This window comes from Flexivirga aerilata (genome assembly GCF_013002715.1).
In the GTDB taxonomy this organism is placed as follows: Bacteria; Actinomycetota; Actinomycetes; order Actinomycetales; family Dermatophilaceae; genus Flexivirga; species Flexivirga aerilata.
Genome location: NZ_JABENB010000001.1, coordinates 2,392,532 through 2,412,687, shown reverse-complemented (window position 1 = coordinate 2,412,687; position 20,156 = coordinate 2,392,532). Strand labels below are relative to the sequence as shown.

Here is a 20,156-nt window from a genome sequence, read left to right as displayed (position 1 = left end):
CTACGCCGGCGCCACCAACGAACGTTCAAGCGCCGCAAGCGAATTCACGCCCGCGAGCCCCATCACGTGGCGCAGCTCGTCGGTGAGGCCGCCCAGCACCTCCGTCGCCCCGTCGACGCCATCGGCGGCAAGGCCCCACATGACCGGCCGCCCGGCGAAGACCGCCTGTGCACCCAGCGCGAGCGCGGTCAGCGCGTCGAGTCCGCTGCGGATCCCACCGTCGGCCAGCACCGGAGCGGCACCACCGACGGCCCGCACCACCTCGGGCAGTGCGACTGCCGTCGGCAGTGCGCGGTCGAGCTGGCGGCCGCCGTGGTTGCTCACCCACACGCCTTCGGCGCCCGCGTCCAGGCAGGCGAGGGCGTCGTCACCGCGCAGCACCCCCTTGACGATCACCGGCAGGTCGGCGATCCGCGCGATGCGGTCGATGTCGGCGAGCGTCTGGTCCGGTCGCTGGTCGATCGACTCCCAGGGATCGCTGCCGTCGTCGGGCAGGTAGTCGGCGACGTTGACGAGACTCTGCTCGGCGGTCAGCGGGATCGGCCGTGCCGCAGCGGGATTCGGCGCTCGGTAGCCGACATACGGAGTGTCCCCGGTGAGCACCATCGCGCTGGCACCGGCCGCCGCCGCGCGCTCGATCAGCCGGTCGGTGATGCTGCGGTCGCGCATCAGGTAGACCTGGAACCACCAGGGGCCGTCGATCTGCGCCGCGACGTCCTCGATCAGCCGGGTGGACCGGCTCGACAGCACCATGGGTGCACCGACGCGCTGAGCCGCTGCCGCCGTGGCCACTTCGCCCTCGGCGGTCAGCAGGCCGTGGAAGGCGGTCGGTGCGACCCCGATCGGGGTCGCCCACGACCCGAAGAGTTCGACACTCGTGTCGACCCGGCTGACATCGCGCAGCACCCGGGGTCGCAATCGCCAGTGGGCCCAGGCGGCTTCGGCCTCGCTGACGCTCAGCCCGTCGGCGGCACCACGGCTGAGGTAGTGCCAGGCGTCGGGGTCGACGGCCTGCGCCGCCCGGTCGTGGATCTCGGCAAGTCGGTCGCGCACATCCGCACCCTGTCACAAAGCCACGAGGGCGGTGCCGGATGTCATACCGTCACACCATGACTGATCGTCCTGTTCGCATCGGAGTCCAGATCCAGCCGCAGCACGCGTCATACGACAAGATCCGTGACGCGGTGCGCCGCGCCGAGGACATCGGTGTCGACGTCGCCTTCAACTGGGATCACTTCTACCCGCTGACCGGGGACCCGGACGGCCTGCACTTCGAGTGCTGGACGATGCTCGCCGCGTGGGCCGAGCAGACCTCCCGCATCGAGATCGGCGCCCTCGTCACCTGCAACAGCTATCGCAACCCCGACCTGCTCGCCGACATGGCGCGCACCGTCGACAACATCGCCGACGGGCGGCTGATCCTCGGGATCGGCTCCGGTTGGTTCGAAAAGGACTATGACAACTACGGATACGAGTTCGGCACGGCCGGCGGCCGGCTCGACGACCTCGCCGAGGCGCTGCCGCGCATCGAGTCGCGCCTCGCCGCGCTCAACCCGGCGCCGGTGCGTCCGATCCCGGTGCTGATCGGCGGCGGCGGTGAGAAGAAGACGCTGCGCCTCGTCGCGCAGTACGCGAACATCTGGCACACCTTCGCCGACGTCGAGGTGCTGCACCACAAGCTCGAGGTGTTGCGTGGCCACTGCGACGCGATCGGCCGGCCGGTCGACGAGATCGAGGTGTCGGTCGGCGTCGGCGGTCGCGGCCGCGACGGCAATCCGCCGCCCGCACCGAGCGACGAGGGACCGCAGCTGCACGAGGCGGGCGCGCGGCTCTTCACGATCGGCGTGAGCGGCCCCGACTACGACCTGTCCACCGTCGAGCAGTGGATCGCCTGGCGCGACGAGGTCAACGGCTGACACTCCCCCGCGGTGCAGATCGCGTGCTATTCCACGCGATCTGCACCGCGCAGGTAGGCGCTGCCATCGAAGCAGAGCACTCGCCATCGATGCTGGACGAAACGTGCGCCATGGCGCACGATCCGTCCAGCGGGCATCGCGCAAACCGCGTACGCCGGTGCACCACCAGTCCTAGGCTTCCGCCATGGACAAGGGGAGGTGGGCGGCTTCCGCCCTCGTCGGTATGACGGTGGTCGCGATCGCTGGGTGCGCGAGCGGCGCCACAAAGTCTGCCGAATCGCCTTCGCCGGCCACGACATCGACGACCCGCACGCAGACAGACACCGTCACGGTGACCGCGACCCGCACCGAGACGTCCACGACCTCCGCGACCTCCGCAACCACCACGACCACCACTCCCGCAACCACGGCAACGCCCACCGCGACCTCGACCCAGGCACAGGCGCCAACCCCGACGACACAGCGCGCGACCACCACCCGCACCACCACGACCGCCACCGCACCGGCCACGCAGGCGACCGCCCCGGCACCGCTCGCCGCGGCGGGCGACCATCCGGCGGGCTGCGACGTGAAGGGCAACATCAGCAGCAAGGGCGAGCGGATCTACCACGTGCCGGGGCAGCGCTACTACGACGAGACCAAGATCAGCCCCGGCAAGGGCGAGCGCTGGTTCTGCTCCGGCGCAGAGGCCGAAGCCGCCGGCTGGCGGGCCGCGAAGGTCTGACCTCAGCCGGCCGCGCGACGCACCCGCACGAGCGTGTCGACGCGGGTGCCGGGCTCCCCCTCGGGCGACGGCAGGTCGGTGATGGTCTCCTCGGCGCTCTCGACCGCCCACCCGGGCCGGTCGAGGAATGCCTCGATCTCCCGCAGGGACGGCAGATGCATGTCGTGCTGGTCGCGCCACTCGGGCGCGCGCAGGTGACTGAGCACGATCAACTCACCGCCCGGCGCAACCCACTCCATCACCCGTTCGAGCAACGGATCACGGTCCGAAACCGCCGGTGAATGCAGGAAACTCGCGAGCACCAGGTCCCAGGTGCGACCGGGCTCCCAGTCGTCGAGGTCGGCGCGCGCCCATTCGATGCGGTCGGCCACACCGGCCGACGAGGCCGCCTCCGCCGCCTGCCGCAATGCCGCGTCGGCGATGTCGACGCCGGTCACCCGCAGGCCCTGCTGCGCAAGCCAGATCGCGTCGCCACCGGTGCCGCAGCCGAGGTCGAGCGCTGTCTCCCCGGCCGCCGGCCGCTTCGTGAGCGCCGCGACCAGCGGACCGTTCGGCTTGCCGCTCCACATCCGCTCGCCGGAGTAGCGGTCCTCCCAGTAGGCGCGGTGTTCGGCGGGCGAGAGCGGCTCGTCGTGCGCGTGTGTCGTCATACGCCCACTGTGGAGGCGGTATGACGCACCGGCAACTTTCGTTGCCGAAACCGCAAAGCGACCCGCTCCCGAGGCGCCACGTTGGGGTGTCGCTGCCGGGCCCGGCGCGCGGATGCGGGAAGATGAGCGCCGCACAACCGAGCACAGAGTGACGAAGGGCGACGATGGCGCGCAAGAGGCGTGACGAGGCCGACTACCCCGACGATTCAGCGCAGAACATCGTCGACATCGAGGTCGAGCAGGAGATGGAAGCGGCGTACCTCGAGTACGCCTACTCGGTCATCTACTCCCGGGCCATCCCCGATGCGCGCGACGGCCTCAAGCCGGTGCAGCGCCGCATCCTCTACGCGATGGACGAGCTGCGGCTCTACCCCGACCGCAACCACGTGAAGTCCTCGCGCGTGATCGGCGAGGTCATGGGTAAGTACCACCCGCACGGCGACCAGGCGATCTACGACGCCCTCGTCCGTATGGCGCAGGACTTCACCATGCGGCTGCCGCTCGTCGACGGACACGGCAACTTCGGCTCGCTCGACAACGGCCCGGCCGCGTCGCGATACACCGAGGCGCGGCTCGCGCCGGCGGCGTTGTCGATGACGCGCTCGCTCGACGAGAACACCGTCGACTACGTCCCCAACTACGACGACAGCGAGCTGCAGCCCGACGTGCTGCCCGCCGCCTTCCCCAACTTGCTCGTCAACGGCGCCAGCGGCATCGCGGTCGGCATGGCGACCAACATGGCGCCGCACAACCTCGGCGAGGTGATCGCGGCCGCCCGCCACCTGATCACCCACCCCGACTGCTCGCTCGACGACCTGATGAAGTTCGTCCCCGGCCCTGACCTGCCGTGCGGCGGCCAGATCGTCGGGCTCGACGGCATCCGGGACGCCTACCTCACTGGTCGCGGCAGCTTCCGCACGCGCGCGACCGCGAGCATCGAAAACCTCACTCCCCGCAGGAAATCCATCGTCGTGACCGAGCTGCCCTACATGGTGGGCGCCGAGAAGGTCATCGAGCGGATGAAGGACCTCGTCCAGGCCAAGAAGCTGCAGGGCATCGCCGACGTCAACGACCTGTCGGACATGAACGGCATGCGGCTGGTCATCGATGTCAAGAACGGCTTCAACCCCGAGGCGGTGCTGGAGGCGCTCTACAAGCACACGCCGATGGAGGAGTCGTTCGGCATCAACAACGTGGCACTCGTCGAGGGTCAGCCGCGCACGCTGGGCCTGAAGGAACTGCTCAGCGTCTATGTCGACTTCCGCATCGACGTCGTACGACGGCGCACGCAGTTCCGGCTGGACAAGGCCAAGGACCGCCTGCACCTGGTCGACGGTCTGCTGATCGCGATCCTCGACATCGACGAGGTCATCCAGGTCATCCGCACCTCGGACGATGCCGAGACCGCGCGCGGCCGGCTGATGCAGGTCTTCGACCTGGACGAGGTGCAGGCCGACTACATCCTCGAGCTGCGTCTGCGCCGCCTCACGAAGTTCTCGCGCATCGAGCTCGAGAAGGAGCAGCAGGAGCTGCGCGAGCAGATCGAGCAGCTCCAGGCGATCCTGGACGACGAAAAGCTTTTGCGCAAAACGGTTTCCAGCGAGCTCGCCGACATCGCCAAGGCGCTCGGCACCCCGCGCCGAACGGTCCTGCTCGAGGGCCCGGGGGCCACCGCCAAGACCGCGACCGCGACTCCTCTGGAGGTCAGTGACGACCCGTGCTGGGTGCTGCTGTCCTCGACCGGCCTGCTCGCCCGCACGACCGACGCCTCGTCGATCGCCACCGAGGGCGGCCGGCGCAAGCACGACCTGGTCGTGTCCAAGGTGCTCACCACCGCACGCGGCGAGTTCGCGGTGGTCACCTCCGCGGGCCGGATGGTGCGGCTCAGCGCGCTCGACCTGCCGACGCTGCCGCCGACCAACGACGCGCCCGTGCTCGCCGGCGGTGCGCCGCTCGCGGCATACGTCGACCTGCCGAGCGGTGAGCAGCCGCTCGCACTCGCGACCCTGTCCCCCGACTCCAAGGGCCTGGCCCTCGGCACCGCCCAGGGCATCGTCAAGCGCGTCAATCCCGACTATCCGTCGAAGGATTCGTTCGAGGTGATCTCGTTGCGCGACGGCGACAGCGTGGTCGGCGCGGTCGAGTTGCAGACCGGCGACGAGGACCTCGTCTTCATCAGCAGCCAGGCCCAGCTGCTCCGCTATGCCGCGAGTCTCGTGCGACCGCAAGGCCGTTCGGGTGGTGGCATGGCCGGCATCAAGCTGGGCGCGGATGCGCGGACGATCTGGTTCGGCGCGGTCGACACCGGTCTGCCTGGCGTTGTGGTGACCGGCGCGGGCGCGTCCGGCGCGCTGCCGGGCTCGGGCCCCGAGACGGTGAAAGTCACTCCGTTCGAGGAGTATCCGAGCAAGGGCCGGGCCACCGGAGGCGTGCGCTGCCACCGTTTCCTGCGCGGTGAGGACGAGTTGGTCATTGCGTGGGCGGGTGCGGCGCCGGCGCGCGGCGCGAGCCCGACCGGCGCCGCGGTCGAGCTGCCGCCGGCCGACGGCAAGCGTGACGGCAGCGGCGTGCCGGTGAGCGGTCAGCTGGCGGCGATCGACTGAGCTACGCGTCAAGCCGCAGGTGCATCACGTGCAGCCCGACGTAGCCGTCGCGCGGATGCCGGAACGCCTCCGGCACCGTGCCGATGACCTCGAACCCGAGTGACTTCCACAGCCGCACGGCCGCGGTGTTGCTCTCGACCACGGCGTTGAACTGGATTGCGCGGTAACCATTTTCGCGGTGCCACTGCACGACGTACTCCCCCAGAGCCCGACCGACGCCACGCTCGCGGCCGGCCTGCGCCACCATGAAACTCGCGGTGCCGACGTGGTCGCCCGGACCGGGCCGGTTGGGACCCATCTTGGCCGTTCCGAGGACGGTGCCGTCGTCGTCGACCGCGACGACGGTCTGCCCCGGCGGCCGCTCCAGCCAGAGACCACCCGCGCTCTCGGAGTCGAGGTCCGCCGGGTAGGCGTAGGTGTCGCCCGCGGCGACGACATCGCGCACGATCGGCCAGATCTGCGACCAGTCCGCGTCGGTCGCCTCACGGATTATCGTGCCGCTCAACGTCATTCGCCGGTCGCCCCGTCGACCGACTGCCGGATCAGGTCGGCGTGGCCGTTGTGGCGCGCATACTCCTCGATCATGTGCACCACGATCCAGCGCAGCGAGAACTCCTCGCTCTCGCGACGGCTGCGCTGCGCGGACAACGCGTCGAGGCCACCGTCCCGCAATGCCGGCCGCAGCACGTCGTCGGCCAGCCGCACGGACTCCTCGTAGAGGGCGGACAACTGCTCCGGCGTGTCGTCGGCTGCCGAGTGCCAGTCCCAGTCGACGTCGGCCTCCCAGTCGACCGACGCCCAGGGCTCAGGGGCGGGTTCACCGGCAAAACGCTCCACGAACCAACTGGTTTCGACGAGCGCGAGATGCTTCATCATCCCGCCGAGCGTCATGTCGCTCGGCGCGAGCGCGGTGTTCAGCTGCTCGGCGGTCAACCCACCGGTCTTGGCCCGGAACGTGTCACGGTGGTAATCGAGGTAGGCCTGCAGGGTCTGTGCCTCGTCCGCCTGCAGCGGCGGGTCGACGCGGGAGGCCAGGTCGAACGCGGGTGTCGTCATACCGATCACCGTATGGCGCGACGCCGCACCCGCCCAGCGAATTTCGGCTGCTATGCCTTCGCCTTGGCCGCCGCCTTCGCCTTTTTCTTGAAATCCCTTACCTTCTGCAGGGATTCGGGGTCCACGACATCGGCGACCGAGCGATAGGAGCCTTCTTCGGCATACGGTCCGATGGTGGTCCGCCAGCCTGCGGGTTGCACGCCGAGCCGCTTGCCGAGCAGCGCCGCGAAGATGCGCGCCTTCTGGTCGCCGAAGCCGGGCAGGCCCTTCAGGCGCCGCAGCAGCTCGGAGGTGTCGGCGGCCGTTGTCCAGATCTTGGTGGTGTCACCGTCGTAGTCGTCGCGCACGACCGCGGCGAGCGCGAGGATGCGGCGTGCCATCGACCCGCCGTAGCGGTGGATGGCGGGCGGGCGCACGCACAACTCGACGAAGCTCTCCTCGTCGGCGCCGGCGATCGCGACCGGGTCGATCGTGCCGAAGCGGTCGACGATCTTGGCCGGCCCCATGAACGCGCGCTCCATCGGGAACTGCTGGTCCAGCAGCATCCCCACCAGCAACGCGAACGGCTCGTTCGAGAGCAACTCGTCGGCTTCCGGATCCTGCGCGATCTGCAACGTCACCATTGCGGCAGCGTATCGCCGCAGCGCGGACCTTCGGATTCCGCAATGAGAAATCAGTATTCCGAAATGCTTCACATCGGCCGTCGAACGTGACTAGCATCACTGCCGGGTCGCCTGTTCGGCATGGATAACCAGGCTGCCTGCACCACCCGCTCAACCATGCTCCGACTGCCGCGTGCAGGGAATGACGAGGAGCGTGCCGATGAGCGACACGATGCAGCCCGTGAAGAAGCGGGTCCACCCGGTCGACGAGGTGCTGCCGCCCGGCAAGCTCGCGATCTACGGTTTCCAGCACGTGCTGGCCTTCTACGCCGGCGCCGTCATCGTGCCGATTCTGCTGGCGCGCAGCATCGGGCTGAACAACCAGCAGCTGATCCACCTGATCAACGCCGACCTGTTCACCTGCGGCATCGCCTCCATCATCCAGTCCGTCGGCTTCTGGAAGATCGGCGTGCGACTGCCCCTGCTGCAGGGCGTCACGTTCACCGCGGTCTCCCCGATGATCTCGATCGGCGTCGCCGCAGGCGGCGGCACCGACGGCCTGCTCACGATCTACGGTTCGGTGCTCGTCGCGGGACTGGTCACCTTCGCGATCGCACCGTTCTTCGGCAAACTGGTCCGCTTCTTCCCGCCGGTGGTGACCGGCTCGGTGATCACCGTGATCGGCCTCGCCCTGCTGCCCGTCGCCGCCGGCGACGCGGTGACCGGCCTCGACGGCAAGCAGGACCCGACCAGCGCGCGCAACCTCGCCTACGCGCTCGGCACCGTGCTGCTGATCGTGATCATCCAGCGGGTGTTCCGCGGCTTCATCGCGACCATCGCCGTCCTGATCGGCCTGGTCGCCGGCACCGCCGTCGCCTGGCTGCTGGGCGACGCGTCGTTCACCGACGTCGGCAGCTCCAGCTGGGCCGGAGTGACGACCCCGTTCTACTTCGGTGCGCCGAAATTCGCTGTGGCAGCGATCATTTCGATGGTCATCGTCATGCTCATCACCGCGGTGGAGACGACCGGCGACGTGTTCGCGACCGGCGAGATCGTGCAGAAGCGGGTCGGCTCCGAGGACGTCACGCGGGCACTGCGGGCCGACGGTCTCGCGACCGTCATCGGTGGCGTGTTCAACTCCTTTCCCTACACCTGTTTCGCCGAGAACGTCGGGCTCGTGCGGCTCACCCGGATCAAGAGCCGGTATGTCGTGGCCGCCGCCGGGGTCTTCATGATCGTCCTCGGCCTGATCCCCAAGGCGGGCGCGATCGTCGCCGGCATACCCGCGCCGGTGCTCGGTGGCGCCGGCCTGGCGATGTTCGCGACCGTCGCCGTCGTGGGCATCCAGACGCTCACCAAGGTCGACTTCCACGACCACCGCAACGTGATCATCGTCGCCACCAGCCTCGGCCTCGCGATGTTCGTCACCGCGCAGCCCGACGTCGCCAAGGTGCTGCCGACGGACCTGCAGGTGCTGCTCGGCAGCGGCATCACGATCGGCAGCATCAGCGCGTTTGTGCTCTACCTGGTGTTCTTCCACCTCGGCAGCGGTCTCGGGCCGGCGGTCGCCGGCACGCCCGGCAACCTGATCCGGCTGGAGCAGGTCAACCGCATGGACCGCGACGAGTTCGTGACGACGTTCGGGCCGCTCTTCCAGGGGCCGCCGTGGATCGCCGAGCGCGCCTACGAGCACCGGCCGTTCCGCGGCACCCTCGACCTGCGGCAGGCCTTCCAGGAGGCGTTGTTCAGCGGCACCGAGGCGCAGCAACACGAGCTGATCAACGCCTACCCGCGGCTCGGCGCCGACGAGCCGGATCTCGAGGCGCAGTCGGTGGAGGACCAGGACACCCATCACCTCACCTCGCTCGGCGGCAGCAACCGTGACGAACTCGACGCGCTGACCACGGCCTACGAGGAGCGCTTCGGCATCCCGCTCATCGTCTGCGTCCGCGAGGAGGGCTCCCTGGACGAGCTCCTCGCGCACGGCCGCCACCGGCTGGGCAACTCCCCGGCGCAGGAGCACTACCGGGCGATGGTCGAGATCGGCAAGATCGCCGGCTACCGCTTCGACACGCTCGTCGCCGACGCCAACCCCTACCTGTCGGCCAAGACCACCCACCTTCGCTTGCAGTGAGGAAACCCGTAGTGCGCCATACGATTGACGAACGCGGTGGCGACACCGCACGACAGGTGGAAGGTGGACCCGAATGCCGGTGAATCTCAACGGCGTCACCGCACCGCTGGACAGCGCCGACCCGCACACCAACGCGCTCGACTGGCTGCGATCACGCGGCCTCACCGGCGCCAAGGAGGGCTGCGCCGAAGGTGAGTGCGGCGCGTGCTCGGTCCTGGTGCGACGACCCAGCGGCGACCGCTCGACGTGGACGGCGATCAACGCCTGCCTCATCCCTGCCCTGTCGCTCGACGGACAGGACGTGGTCACCTCCGAAGGTCTCGGCACCCCAGACGATCTGCACCCGGTCCAGCAGGAGATGGCGGTCCGGGGCGGATCCCAATGCGGTTATTGCACACCGGGTTTCGTCTGCAGTATGGCGGCGGAATACTACCGCGAGGACCGGCACGCCGACCCGGCACCCGCCACCGGCGACGACGGCGAGCACGGGCCCAACGGCTTCGACCTGCACGCGCTCAGCGGCAACCTCTGCCGGTGCACCGGCTACCGGCCCATCCGCGACGCGGCCTACGCACTCGACTCCCCCGCTGCCGACGACGAGTTCGCCGCCCGCCTGGCAGAGCCGGCACCGCCCGCCGTCGCGACCCGGGTCACGGCCGCAGGCGCCGAGTTCGTGCGGCCGGAGTCGCTCGCCGAGGCGGTGCGGCTGCTCGCCGACACACCGGAGGCGCAGCTGGTCGCCGGTGCCACCGATTGGGGAGTCGGCGTCAACCTGATGCGGGCGCGCGCGCCGCGCATCATCGCCATCGACCGCCTGCCGGAGCTGCGCATGCTCCACGTCGACGACGACGCGGTCATGATCGGTGCCGCGCTGACCCTGTCGGAGATCGAGGCGCAGCTCGACGGCCGGATCCCCTTGCTGGCCAAGCTCTTTCCGCAGTTCGCCTCCCGCCTCATCCGCAACGGCGCCACGCTCGGTGGCAACCTCGGCACCGGATCGCCGATCGGTGACAGCCCGCCCGTCCTGCTCGCACTGGAGTCGGAGGTCGTCCTCACCGGCCCCGGGGGCCAGCGCACTGTGCCCTTGGCCGACTACTTCACCGGCTACCGGCAATCGGTGCGCGCGGCCGACGAGATCATCACCGCGCTGCGTGTCCCGCTGCCGCTCGCCGCGCACACGGCCTTCCACAAGATCGCCAAGCGCCGCTTCGACGACATCTCCAGCGTCGCCGTCGCCTTCGCGATCGACCTCCAGGACGGAGTGGTCTCCCGCGCGGCGATCGGCCTCGGCGGAGTCGCCGCCACGCCGTTGCGGGCGCGCCGCACCGAGGAGATCCTCGTTGGCGCGCCCTGGACGAGCGAGACCATCGAGATAGCCGCGCGCAGCCTGACCGCCGAAGGCACCCCGATGGCGGACCATCGGGCCAGCAGCGACTACCGGCGGGCGATGCTCGGCACCAGCCTGCCGAAGTTCTTCGCGCAGTTCGAGCAGGAAGCGGAGCCCGCATGAGCAACCTGTCCCAGCGCCCGATCAATCCCGCTGTCGGCGAAGCGATTCCGCACGAGGCAGCCAGTCTGCACGTGACCGGTCGTGCCCTCTACACCGACGATCTCGTGCACCGCACCCGGGACGTGCTGCACGCGTGGCCGGTGCAGTCGCCGCACGCCCACGCACGCGTCACCGGGATGCGACTCGACGACGCCCTGGCCACCCCCGGGGTGGTGCGCGTCCTCACCGCCGACGACGTGCCGGGGATCAACGACGCGGGGGTGAAGCACGACGAGCCGCTCTTCCCCACCGAGGCGATGTATGTCGGTCACGCGATCTGCTGGGTGCTCGCCGAGACCCTGGAGGCGGCACGGGCCGGCGCCGCGGCCGTCGAGGTCGACTACGCACCCCTCCCCGCTCTGGTGACCGTGCGCGAGGCCATCGCCGCCGACAGCTTCCAGGGCGCCCAGCCGACTCTGGAGCGAGGCGACGTCGACGCCGGATTTGCCACTGCCAGCAAGCTTTTCAGCGGCGAGTTCGAGTTCAAGGGTCAGGAGCACTTCTACCTGGAGACCCATTGCGCTCTCGCGCTGGTCGACGAGAACCAGCAGGTCTTCGTGCAGAGCAGCACCCAGCACCCGAGCGAGACCCAGGAGATCGTCGCGCACGTCCTCGGGCTCGCCTCCCACGAGGTGACAGTGCAGTGCCTGCGCATGGGCGGCGGCTTCGGCGGCAAGGAGATGCAGCCGCACGGACTGGCTGCCGTCGCGGCGCTCGGCGCGACCCTCACCGGCCGCCCGGTGCGCCTTCGCCTCAACCGCACGCTCGACATGACGATGACCGGCAAGCGGCACGGTTTTCACGCCGACTGGCGGGTCGCCTTCGACGACGACAACCAGCTGGTCGCACTCGACACCACGATCACCGCCGACGGCGGCTGGAGCCTCGACCTGTCCGAGCCGGTGCTGGCCCGGGCGCTGTGCCACATCGAGAACGCCTACTACATCCCTCACGTGCGGGTGAACGGCCGGATCGCCAAGTCCAACAAGACTTCTCAGACGGCGTTCCGTGGCTTCGGCGGCCCGCAGGGTATGGCGGTGATCGAGGACATCCTCGGTCGTTGCGCGCCCTTGCTCGGCGTGGACGCCGCCGAGTTGCGTCGCAGCAACCTCTACGAGAAGGGCCAGGAGACGCCATACGGTCAGCCGGTCGAGCAGGCCGACCGGCTGCACCGGGCCTGGCGGCAGGTCACCGAGTCCGCGGACCTCGAGCGGCGCCGCGCGGAGATCGCGGAGTTCAACCGCACCCATGCCGACCGCAAACGCGCCGTGGCGATCACGCCGGTGAAGTTCGGGATCTCCTTCAACCTCACCGCGTTCAACCAGGGCGGCGCGCTCGTGCTGATCTACAAGGACGGCTCGGTGCTGATCAACCACGGCGGCACCGAGATGGGGCAGGGACTGCACACCAAGATGTTGCAGGTCGCGGCGACCGCGCTCGGGGTGCCACTGTCAACCGTCCGGCTTGCTCCCACCCGCACCGACAAGGTGCCGAACACCTCTGCCACTGCGGCGAGTTCGGGCGCTGACCTCAATGGCGGTGCTGTCAAGAACGCCTGCGAGCAGCTGCGTGAGCGGCTGGTGACGGTGGCGTCGCAGCATTTCGGCGTGCACCCGTCGGACGTCCGCATCGAGGCCGGGCGGGTGAGCGCCATCGGGAGCAAGGCCGAGCCACTCGCGTGGGCAGATCTGGTGCAGCGCGCCTACTTCCAGCGGGTGCAGCTGTCGGCAGCCGGCTACTACCGCACCGAGGGACTGCACTGGGACTCCGCGGCGATGCGGGGGTGCCCGTTCAAATACTTCGCGCACGGCGTCGCCGCAACCGAGGTCGAGGTGGACGGCTTCACCGGGGCCTATCGGACCCGGCGCGTCGACATCGTGCACGACGTCGGTGACAGTCTCTCGCCGCTGGTCGACATCGGGCAGATCGAGGGTGGTTTCGTCCAGGGGGCGGGCTGGCTGACGCTCGAGGAGCTCGTCTGGGACGAGAGCGACCGGCCCACCCGCGGGCGGTTGCAGACCCAGGCGGCGAGCACCTACAAGCTGCCCAGCTTCTCCGAGATGCCACCGGACTTCCGGGTCGCACTGCTGGAACAGGCCGAGGAGGAGGGCGCCGTCTACGGGTCCAAGGCGGTCGGCGAGCCGCCGCTGATGCTCGCCTTCTCGGTGCGGGAGGCTCTGCGCCAGGCGGCTGCCGCGTTCGGGGCGCCCGGCGTGAGCGTGCCGCTCGCGCTGCCGGCGACGCCGGAGGCGGTCTACTGGGCGATCGAGGCGGCGCGGGCCGGCGCGTTCGGCGACGACCTGCTGGTGGGCGAGACCACCCTCCCGCCGCAGCCGCCCTCGGACGCGCCGCACCTACGCCCTGAGTCGGAGCGGCTCGCGGCCGACGCGGGCGTGTGAATCATGCTGTGGACACACGCGATCGAGGACGCACACCGGCGCGGTGAGCCCGTCGTCCTCGTCACGGTCACCGAGGTGCGCGGGCACGCCCCGCAGGCACCCGGCGCGAAGCTCGTCGTCTCGCGCACCGCCAGCTGGGGCACGGTCGGCGGCGGCAACCTCGAGGCGACCGCCATCGACCGCGCGCGCGAGCTGCTGGGCGAGCCCGGCCCGGCGGCCACGGTGAGCTCGATGCACGCCGAGCTCAACGAACGCGCCACGACGACCCACGGCACGCAGTGCTGCGGCGGCACCGTCGACTTGCTTCTGGAGGTGCTGCCCGCTCCCCCGGCGGTCGCGATCTTCGGCATGGGTCACGTCGGGGTGGAGCTCACCCGGCTGCTGGCCCGGCACCCGCTGCGCCTGCACCTGATCGACTCGCGCGAGCGCCTCCTGCAGGAGGCTCGCGCCGAGCTGCGCGACGCCCCCGTCGCCGACCTCACCTGGCATCACTCGCCCGTGCCGGAAGTCACCCTCGGCGAGCTCCCGCGGGGTTGCCACGTGCTGATCATGACGCACGACCACGCCGAGGACGCCGCCCTCTGCGACGCGGCGCTGCGCTGCGGGCACCTGGCGACGATCGGCATGATCGGCTCGAGCGCCAAGCACCGCCGGTTCCAGCAGTGGCTGCGCGCGGAGGGCCACTCCGATGCTCAGATCGACCGCATCCGCACACCGATCGGCGACCCACAGATCATCGGCAAAACCCCTGCCGTCGTTGCCTTTTCGGTGGTCTCCGAGCTGCTGACACACCTGCTCACCACCCCCGTCGAAGGACGCACCCGATGACCATCTACCGCGGGCAGATCCTCGACACCCCCAAGAGCCCGTTCACCGGTGGTGCACTCCGGGTGGAGTCCGACGGTGGGGTGGTGGTGCGGGACGGACGCATCGACGGGTTCGGGCCGTTCGGCCAGGTGCGCTCGGCGCACCCCGACGACGAGGTGGTCACCCTCGACTCCGGGGTGCTGATCCCCGGCCTCGTCGACACCCATGTGCACTACCCCCAGGTGCGGGTGATCGGCGGCCTCGGCATGCCGCTGCTCGACTGGCTCGAACACTGCGCGCTGCCCGAGGAGGCGCGCCTGGTGGATCCGTCGTATGCCGAGGGTGTCGCCCACGACTTCGTGCGGTCACTGACCCAGGCCGGCACGACCAGCGCTCTGGTCTTCGGCTCGCACTACCCCGCGGCGGTCGACGCACTCTTCACCGAAGCCGAACGCGTCGGACCGAGGATCACCGCGGGCCTGGTCCTCAGCGACCGCATCCTGCGCGACGACCTGCTCACCACCCCGGAGCAGGCCGACCGTGACTCGCGGGCACTGGCGCGGCGCTGGCACGGCAAGGGCCGCATGCGCTACGCCGTGACGCCACGCTTCTCGCTGTCTTGCACCGACGAGATGCTCGCCGCCTGCGGGCGCATCCTCGCCGACCTCGACACCGTGCTCTTCACCTCGCACATCAACGAGAACGTCGCCGAAATCGCCCAGGTGACAGGGCTTTTCGAGTCCGACTATCTGGGCAGCTATGCGCGGCACGGCCTGGTCGGACCGCGCAGTGTCTTCGCGCACAACGTGCACGTCAGCGACTCCGAACTCGCCGGTCTCGGGGGCGCCGGTGCGGGTGTCGCGCACTGCCCGACGAGCAACGCGGCGCTCGGCAGCGGTCTTTTCCCGTTGCGACGGCACCTGGCTCACGACGTGCGGGTCGCCCTCGGCACCGATGTCGGCGCCGGCACCGGCTTCGCGTTGTTCAAGGAGGGGCTGCAGGCCTACTTCGCCCAGCAGCTGCTCGGGCCGGACGGCGTGCCCCTGACGTCGGCGCACCTGCTGCACCTGGCCACCACGGCCGGCGCGGACCTGCTCGGGCTGCCGGACGTCGGCGACTTCACCGTCGGCAAGCGCTTCGACGCGGTCTGGGTGCGACCGGCCGACGGCACCTCGCTCGACATCGCGCTGCGCAACGCCGCCGACGCCGACGACGCGCTGGCCAAGGTGTTCGCCCTCGGCAGCACCGCCGACGTGCACCAGGTGTGGATCGACGGCGACCCGATCGACCTGCAGCGGGCCGGCTGAGCGGCGTCACGCACGCAGCCCGTGCTCGGCGAGGTATGCCGCGGCGAGTCGCCGGGGCGCCCGTAGCAGCCAGGCGTCGGTGATCAGCTCGGTGAGTTCGTCGATCGCGATCTCGTCGAGTCTCACCAGCACCGCGTTGTAGCCGTCGAAGTGCGGGATCGTGAAGTAGATTGCCGGATCATCAGCGATGAGAGCCGTTTTCACGCCCTCGTCCGCGACGCGCACTCCGAGGATCTCACCGTCCGGGGCATCGTCGCCGAGGTCGGCACGGTCCTTGGCACCCAGCGGCCGCTGCCAGACGAAGCCCTTGCCCTTCACCCGCCACATGGTGTTGCCCCACGCGGGTCTGGACTCCACCTCGGGCAGCTCGGCCGCGATCCGCCGCACGTCGTCCCAGGTCGCCACACCCGCTGAGCGTACGCGTATACGCGCCCCAGGTCACGGGGCCAGGTCACCAGTTGCTGATCGACCGGGTCAGGATGCCGGCGATGTCGTCCTCGGTCGGGGTCTTCGCGCAGGTGCTGAGCAGCCGCTGCTGCTTCATCGTGCCGGGCACCAGGTCGGGCACGTCGGCCTCCGAGAAGCCCACCGCGCCAATGCCGTTCGGGATGCCGATGTCGCGCATCAGGCTGGTCAGCACGGCCGGCAACTGCTCGCGCGGGTCGCTCTGCTTCGGCTCGTCCGGCCCCAGCAACTCGGCGACCCGCAGGTGGCGTTCGGGCGCCGCGTCGAAGGAGAAGCGGAACGCCTCGGGCGCGGTCAGCGACACCGCCATGCCGTGGGGCACGATCGGTTCGTCGCCCGGGTAGCCGGACGGCCGGAATTCCTTGACCCGCCCCGCGATCGGGTAGGCGTTGGCGTGCGGGATGTGCACTCCGGCGTTGCCGAAGCCCATGCCGGCGAAGGTCGCCGCCTGCATCATGTCGGTCCGGGCCTGCAGGTCGTCGGCGCCGTCCGAGACCGCCCGGCGGAACGCTCCCGCGAGCAGGGTCAGCGCCTGCTCGCACCAGACGTCCGACACCGGGTTGGCACCGCAGTAGGTGACCCGCTCCTCCGGCTTCTTCTTCTCGTATGCCGAAAAGACCTTCGCCGTGTAGGACTCGGCTGCGTGGCAGACGATGTCCATCCCCGCGGCCGCGGTCACCTCCGGCGGCAGGGTCATCGTCAGCGCCGGGTCGACGACCGCCATGGTCGGCCGCAGCCGCCAGTGGCTGATGCCGGTCTTGACCTTCATCGACAGCACGTCGAGCACGCACATCGCGGTGCTCTCCGAGCCGGTGCCCGCGGTCGTCGGCACCGCGATGAGCGGCTTCAGCGCCCCCGGCGGCACCTGGGCGCGACCGACCGGCGCGTTGAGGTAGTCGGTGAGCTCACCGGGGAAGGTGGTGAGCAGGTTGACGGCCTTGGCGGTGTCGATCGCGGAGCCGCCGCCGACCGCGACGAAGCCGTCCCACGGGCCCTGCGCGGCGGCATACTCGATCGCCTTGTTCATCGAGTCGTCGGTCGGCTCGACGTGCACCCCGTCGAAGATCTCCGACGCGATGCCGTAGCGGCGCAGCGAGTCGGCGATGCGGTGGGGCACCCCACCGGCCGCGATGCCCGCGTCGGTGATGATCAGCACCCGGGAGACGCCGTACTGCGCGAGGTCGAAGCCGATCTCGTCGCAGGCGCCCACGCCGAACTTCAACGGCGGAGCACCCCAGGTGAAGATCGTCTCCTGCTGCTCGACCATGTGCCGTTGTCCCTTCGTGGGTGCGGGTGGATCAGGCGTCGATGCGTTCGCGGTCGAGCGCCTGGGCGGAGTCGACGATGAAGTCCTTGCGCGGGGCGACCTCGCTGCCCATCAGCAGGTCGAAGACGCGCTCGGCGTTCTCGGCGTCCTTGAGGGTCACCCGTCGCAGCATCCGCCGCGCCGGGTCCATCGTGGTCTCGGCAAGCTGTCCGGCGTCCATCTCGCCGAGGCCCTTGTAGCGCTGCGGCTGCTTGATGTGTTTGCCCTTGCGCTCGAACTGCGCGATGACCTGGCGCATCTCCTGCTCGGAGTAGGTGTAGACCACCTCGCCCTTGGCCTTGCCCTGCGCGCTGGTCTCGATGCGGTGCAGCGGCGGCACGGCGGCGTAGACCCGGCCCGCCTCGACCAGCGGACGCATGTAGCGGAAGAACAGGGTGAGCAGCAGCGTGCGGATGTGCGCGCCGTCGACGTCGGCGTCGGTCATCAGGATGACCTTGCCGTAGCGGGCAGCGTCGACGTCGAAGGAACGACCGGACCCGGCGCCCACGACCTGGATGATCGCGGCGCACTCGGCGTTCTTCAGCATGTCGCCGACCGAGGCCTTCTGCACGTTGAGGATCTTGCCGCGGATCGGCAGCAGGGCCTGGTATTCGGAGTTGCGGGCCGCCATGCCGGTGCCGAGCGCGCTGTCGCCCTCGACGATGAACAGCTCCGAGCGGCCGGTGTCGGTGGAGCGGCAGTCCTTGAGCTTGCCGGGCAGCGACGACGACTCCAGGGCGGTCTTGCGGCGCTGGGTCTCCTTGTGCAGCCGCGCGCTGATGCGCGACTTCATCTCGGCGACGACCTTCTCCTGCACCAGCGCCGACTGCGCCTTGTCGTCGCGCTTGGTCGAGGTCAGCCGCGCGGTCAGCTCCCGCTCGATCACCTTGCTGACGATCTGCCGGACCGCCGAGGTGCCGAGCACCTCCTTGGTCTGGCCCTCGAACTGCGGCTCGGCAAGCCGCACGGTGACCACCGCGGTCAGGCCGGCGAGGATGTCGTCCTTCTCGACCTTGTCATTGCCCACCTTGAGGCGGCGCGAGTTGACCTCGAGCTGCTTGCGGAAGACCTTCAGCAGCGACTGCTCGAAGCCCGCGACGTGCGTGCCGCCCTTGGGCGTGTCGATGACGTTGACGAACGACTTGAGCTTGGTGTCGTAGCCGGTGCCCCAGCGCACCGCGACGTCGACGCCGCAGAGGCGCTCGACCTCGGTCGGCGTCATGTGGCCCTGGGCGTCCAGCACCGGGACGGTCTCGGTGAAGGTGGCTTCGCCCTGCAGCCGCCATACGTCGGTCAGGCCCGGGTCCGGGGCCAGGAACTCGGTGAACTCCGAGATGCCGCCGTCGTGCCGGAAGACCTCTTCGACCGGGCCGTCCGCGCCCGGTGTGTCCGGCAGACCGCGCTCGTCGCGCACGACGATCGTCAGGCCGGGGATCAGGAACGACGTCTGACGCGCCCGGGCGATCAGGCTGTCGTAGTCGAGCCGGGCGTCGCGCAGGAAGATCTGCGGGTCGGTCCAGAACCGGATGCGGGTGCCGGTGACGCCGCGCTTGGCCTTGCCGACCACGCGCAGCTCACTGCCCGCGGTGAACGGCTGGAACGGCGAGTCGGGCGAGGGCCCGGCCTTGCCGTCGTCGAAGATGCCGGGCTCGCCGCGCCGGAAGCTCATCGCGTAGGTCTTGCCGCCCCGGTCGACCTCGACGTCGAGGCGGCTGGAGACGGCGTTGACCACCGACGCGCCGACGCCGTGCAGACCACCGGAGGCGGCATAGGACCCGCCGCCGAACTTGCCGCCGGCGTGCAGCTTGGTGAAGACCACCTCGACCCCGGTCAGGCCCGTGCGCGGCTCGATGTCGACGGGGATGCCCGCGCCGCGGTCCGCGATCGACACCGACCCGTCGGCGTGCAGGGTCACGAGGACATGGTCGCCGCGGTCGGCGAGCGCCTCGTCGACGGCGTTGTCGATGATCTCCCAGACGCAGTGCATCAGCCCCCGGGAGTCGGTGGACCCGATGTACATGCCCGGGCGCTTGCGGACGGCCTCGAGTCCTTCGAGCACCTGCAGATGCCGGGCGGTGTATTCGCTCTCGGACGTCGTGGACGGACTGGCGGTCACAGGGGGAACTCCTCATCGCGCGGGTGAGCGGCCCGCCTCACGCTTGGCTCGATCGAAGGGTAACCGCCGGGCCGGACAACTGCGCGCAGGCTCGCGCCGCACCGCCCGGGAACGCCCCGCCGTACCTGCTCGTCGGACGGGGTGAGAACCTGTGAAGCAGGCCACACAGCAAGAATGTGCACGTCGGGAATCCCTTCGCATGATTGACTGTTGACCACTTCGACGACGGGATCGGGTGCGAGCCCGAAACCGCAACGAGAGGATGATTACCGTGACCACAGCCCTTGCCCCGACATTGACCACATCCGATCGCTGCGACCGCTGCGGTGCGCAGGCCTTCATCCGTGCGCGACTCAGCTCCGACCAGGACCTGCTCTTCTGCGCCCACCACGGCCGTGAGCACATCGACAAGTTGCGGGAGATCGCCGAAGAGGTCATCGACGAGACCGACCGACTCCAGGCGGAGCCGACGGTCGTCGACGCCTGACCCTCTCTGCAAGACCACGCCGAAGGCGGCGCGCC

At 69.8% G+C, this 20,156-nt stretch carries 17 protein-coding genes; 9 read left to right on the top strand and 8 right to left on the bottom strand.

Going from position 1 to position 20,156, the window contains the following annotated elements; translation table 11 throughout:
* A complete protein-coding gene (locus HJ588_RS11350) occupies positions 1-1,053 on the bottom strand; it encodes an alpha-hydroxy-acid oxidizing protein (RefSeq protein ID WP_171155022.1) in 1,053 nt (350 codons plus the stop codon).
* A gap of 56 nt (positions 1,054-1,109) precedes the next feature.
* Between HJ588_RS11350 and HJ588_RS11345 the strand changes: the two genes are divergently transcribed.
* Positions 1,110-1,916 (top strand): LLM class F420-dependent oxidoreductase, encoded by an 807-nt coding sequence (locus HJ588_RS11345; RefSeq protein WP_171155020.1) that lies wholly within the window; start codon positions 1,110-1,112, stop codon positions 1,914-1,916.
* Between the two features lie 184 nt (positions 1,917-2,100).
* Positions 2,101-2,640, top strand: coding sequence for a sunset domain-containing protein (locus tag HJ588_RS19030; RefSeq protein WP_212755428.1), 540 nt, complete (start codon positions 2,101-2,103; stop codon positions 2,638-2,640).
* 2 nt (positions 2,641-2,642) lie between these two features.
* On the opposite strand, the gene HJ588_RS11335 is transcribed toward HJ588_RS19030, so the two are convergent.
* Positions 2,643-3,290 carry an SAM-dependent methyltransferase gene (locus HJ588_RS11335; protein WP_171155018.1) on the bottom strand — a complete coding sequence of 216 codons (648 nt, stop codon included), beginning with the start codon at positions 3,288-3,290 and terminating at the stop codon, positions 2,643-2,645.
* A 164-nt stretch (positions 3,291-3,454) separates the two neighbouring features.
* Here HJ588_RS11335 and HJ588_RS11330 point away from each other — a divergent pair, with 164 nt between their 5' ends.
* Entirely contained in the window at positions 3,455-5,893 is a 2,439-nt protein-coding gene (locus HJ588_RS11330; RefSeq protein WP_171155016.1) for a DNA gyrase/topoisomerase IV subunit A, read from the top strand.
* 1 nt (position 5,894) lies between these two features.
* Here the strand turns inward: HJ588_RS11330 and HJ588_RS11325 are convergent, their stop codons facing one another.
* The 3 genes from HJ588_RS11325 to HJ588_RS11315 are packed head-to-tail and all read right to left on the bottom strand — an operon-like array spanning position 5,895 to position 7,572.
* Positions 5,895-6,398 (bottom strand): GNAT family N-acetyltransferase, encoded by a 504-nt coding sequence (locus HJ588_RS11325; RefSeq protein ID WP_246241806.1) that lies wholly within the window; start codon positions 6,396-6,398, stop codon positions 5,895-5,897.
* 2 nt (positions 6,399-6,400) lie between these two features.
* Positions 6,401-6,949 (bottom strand): DinB family protein, encoded by a 549-nt coding sequence (locus HJ588_RS11320; RefSeq protein WP_171155012.1) that lies wholly within the window; start codon positions 6,947-6,949, stop codon positions 6,401-6,403.
* 50 nt (positions 6,950-6,999) lie between these two features.
* Positions 7,000-7,572, bottom strand: coding sequence for an HhH-GPD-type base excision DNA repair protein (locus tag HJ588_RS11315; RefSeq protein ID WP_171155010.1), 573 nt, complete (start codon positions 7,570-7,572; stop codon positions 7,000-7,002).
* 199 nt (positions 7,573-7,771) lie between these two features.
* Here HJ588_RS11315 and uraD point away from each other — a divergent pair, with 199 nt between their 5' ends.
* The 5 genes from uraD (at position 7,772) to HJ588_RS11290 (ending at position 15,747) form a co-directional block, all read left to right on the top strand.
* Positions 7,772-9,685: a 2-oxo-4-hydroxy-4-carboxy-5-ureidoimidazoline decarboxylase gene (uraD, locus tag HJ588_RS11310; RefSeq protein WP_171155008.1), complete on the top strand. Its 1,914-nt coding sequence runs from the start codon at positions 7,772-7,774 to the stop codon at positions 9,683-9,685.
* Positions 9,686-9,758: 73 nt separating this feature from the next.
* Positions 9,759-11,195, top strand: a complete 1,437-nt coding sequence (locus HJ588_RS11305; protein ID WP_171155005.1) for a xanthine dehydrogenase small subunit — start codon at positions 9,759-9,761, stop codon at positions 11,193-11,195.
* Positions 11,192-13,633 (top strand): xanthine dehydrogenase molybdopterin binding subunit, encoded by a 2,442-nt coding sequence (xdhB, locus tag HJ588_RS11300; RefSeq protein ID WP_171155003.1) that lies wholly within the window; start codon positions 11,192-11,194, stop codon positions 13,631-13,633. The genes HJ588_RS11305 and xdhB overlap by 4 nt, the downstream gene beginning before the upstream one ends.
* Positions 13,634-13,636: 3 nt before the next feature.
* Entirely contained in the window at positions 13,637-14,461 is an 825-nt protein-coding gene (xdhC, locus tag HJ588_RS11295) for a xanthine dehydrogenase accessory protein XdhC (RefSeq protein ID WP_171155001.1), read from the top strand.
* The gene (locus HJ588_RS11290) at positions 14,458-15,747 is read left to right on the top strand and encodes a guanine deaminase (RefSeq protein WP_171154999.1); all 1,290 of its coding nucleotides are present in this window, start codon (positions 14,458-14,460) and stop codon (positions 15,745-15,747) included. The genes xdhC and HJ588_RS11290 overlap by 4 nt, the downstream gene beginning before the upstream one ends.
* Before the next feature lie 6 nt (positions 15,748-15,753).
* Here the strand turns inward: HJ588_RS11290 and HJ588_RS11285 are convergent, their stop codons facing one another.
* Genes HJ588_RS11285 through HJ588_RS11275 form a run of 3 tightly spaced genes read right to left on the bottom strand, consistent with a single transcriptional unit; the run spans position 15,754 to position 19,634 of the window.
* A complete protein-coding gene (locus HJ588_RS11285; protein ID WP_171154997.1) occupies positions 15,754-16,152 on the bottom strand; it encodes an MmcQ/YjbR family DNA-binding protein in 399 nt (132 codons plus the stop codon).
* Between the two features lie 46 nt (positions 16,153-16,198).
* Positions 16,199-17,479 (bottom strand): hydroxyacid-oxoacid transhydrogenase, encoded by a 1,281-nt coding sequence (locus HJ588_RS11280; RefSeq protein ID WP_171154995.1) that lies wholly within the window; start codon positions 17,477-17,479, stop codon positions 16,199-16,201.
* A 31-nt stretch (positions 17,480-17,510) separates the two neighbouring features.
* Positions 17,511-19,634 carry a toprim domain-containing protein gene (locus HJ588_RS11275; RefSeq protein WP_171154992.1) on the bottom strand — a complete coding sequence of 708 codons (2,124 nt, stop codon included), beginning with the start codon at positions 19,632-19,634 and terminating at the stop codon, positions 17,511-17,513.
* 262 nt (positions 19,635-19,896) lie between these two features.
* Here HJ588_RS11275 and HJ588_RS11270 point away from each other — a divergent pair, with 262 nt between their 5' ends.
* Complete coding sequence (locus HJ588_RS11270) at positions 19,897-20,121, top strand: DUF7455 domain-containing protein (RefSeq protein WP_212755426.1); 225 nt, start codon at positions 19,897-19,899, stop codon at positions 20,119-20,121.
* The last annotated feature ends 35 nt before the right edge of the window (positions 20,122-20,156 follow it).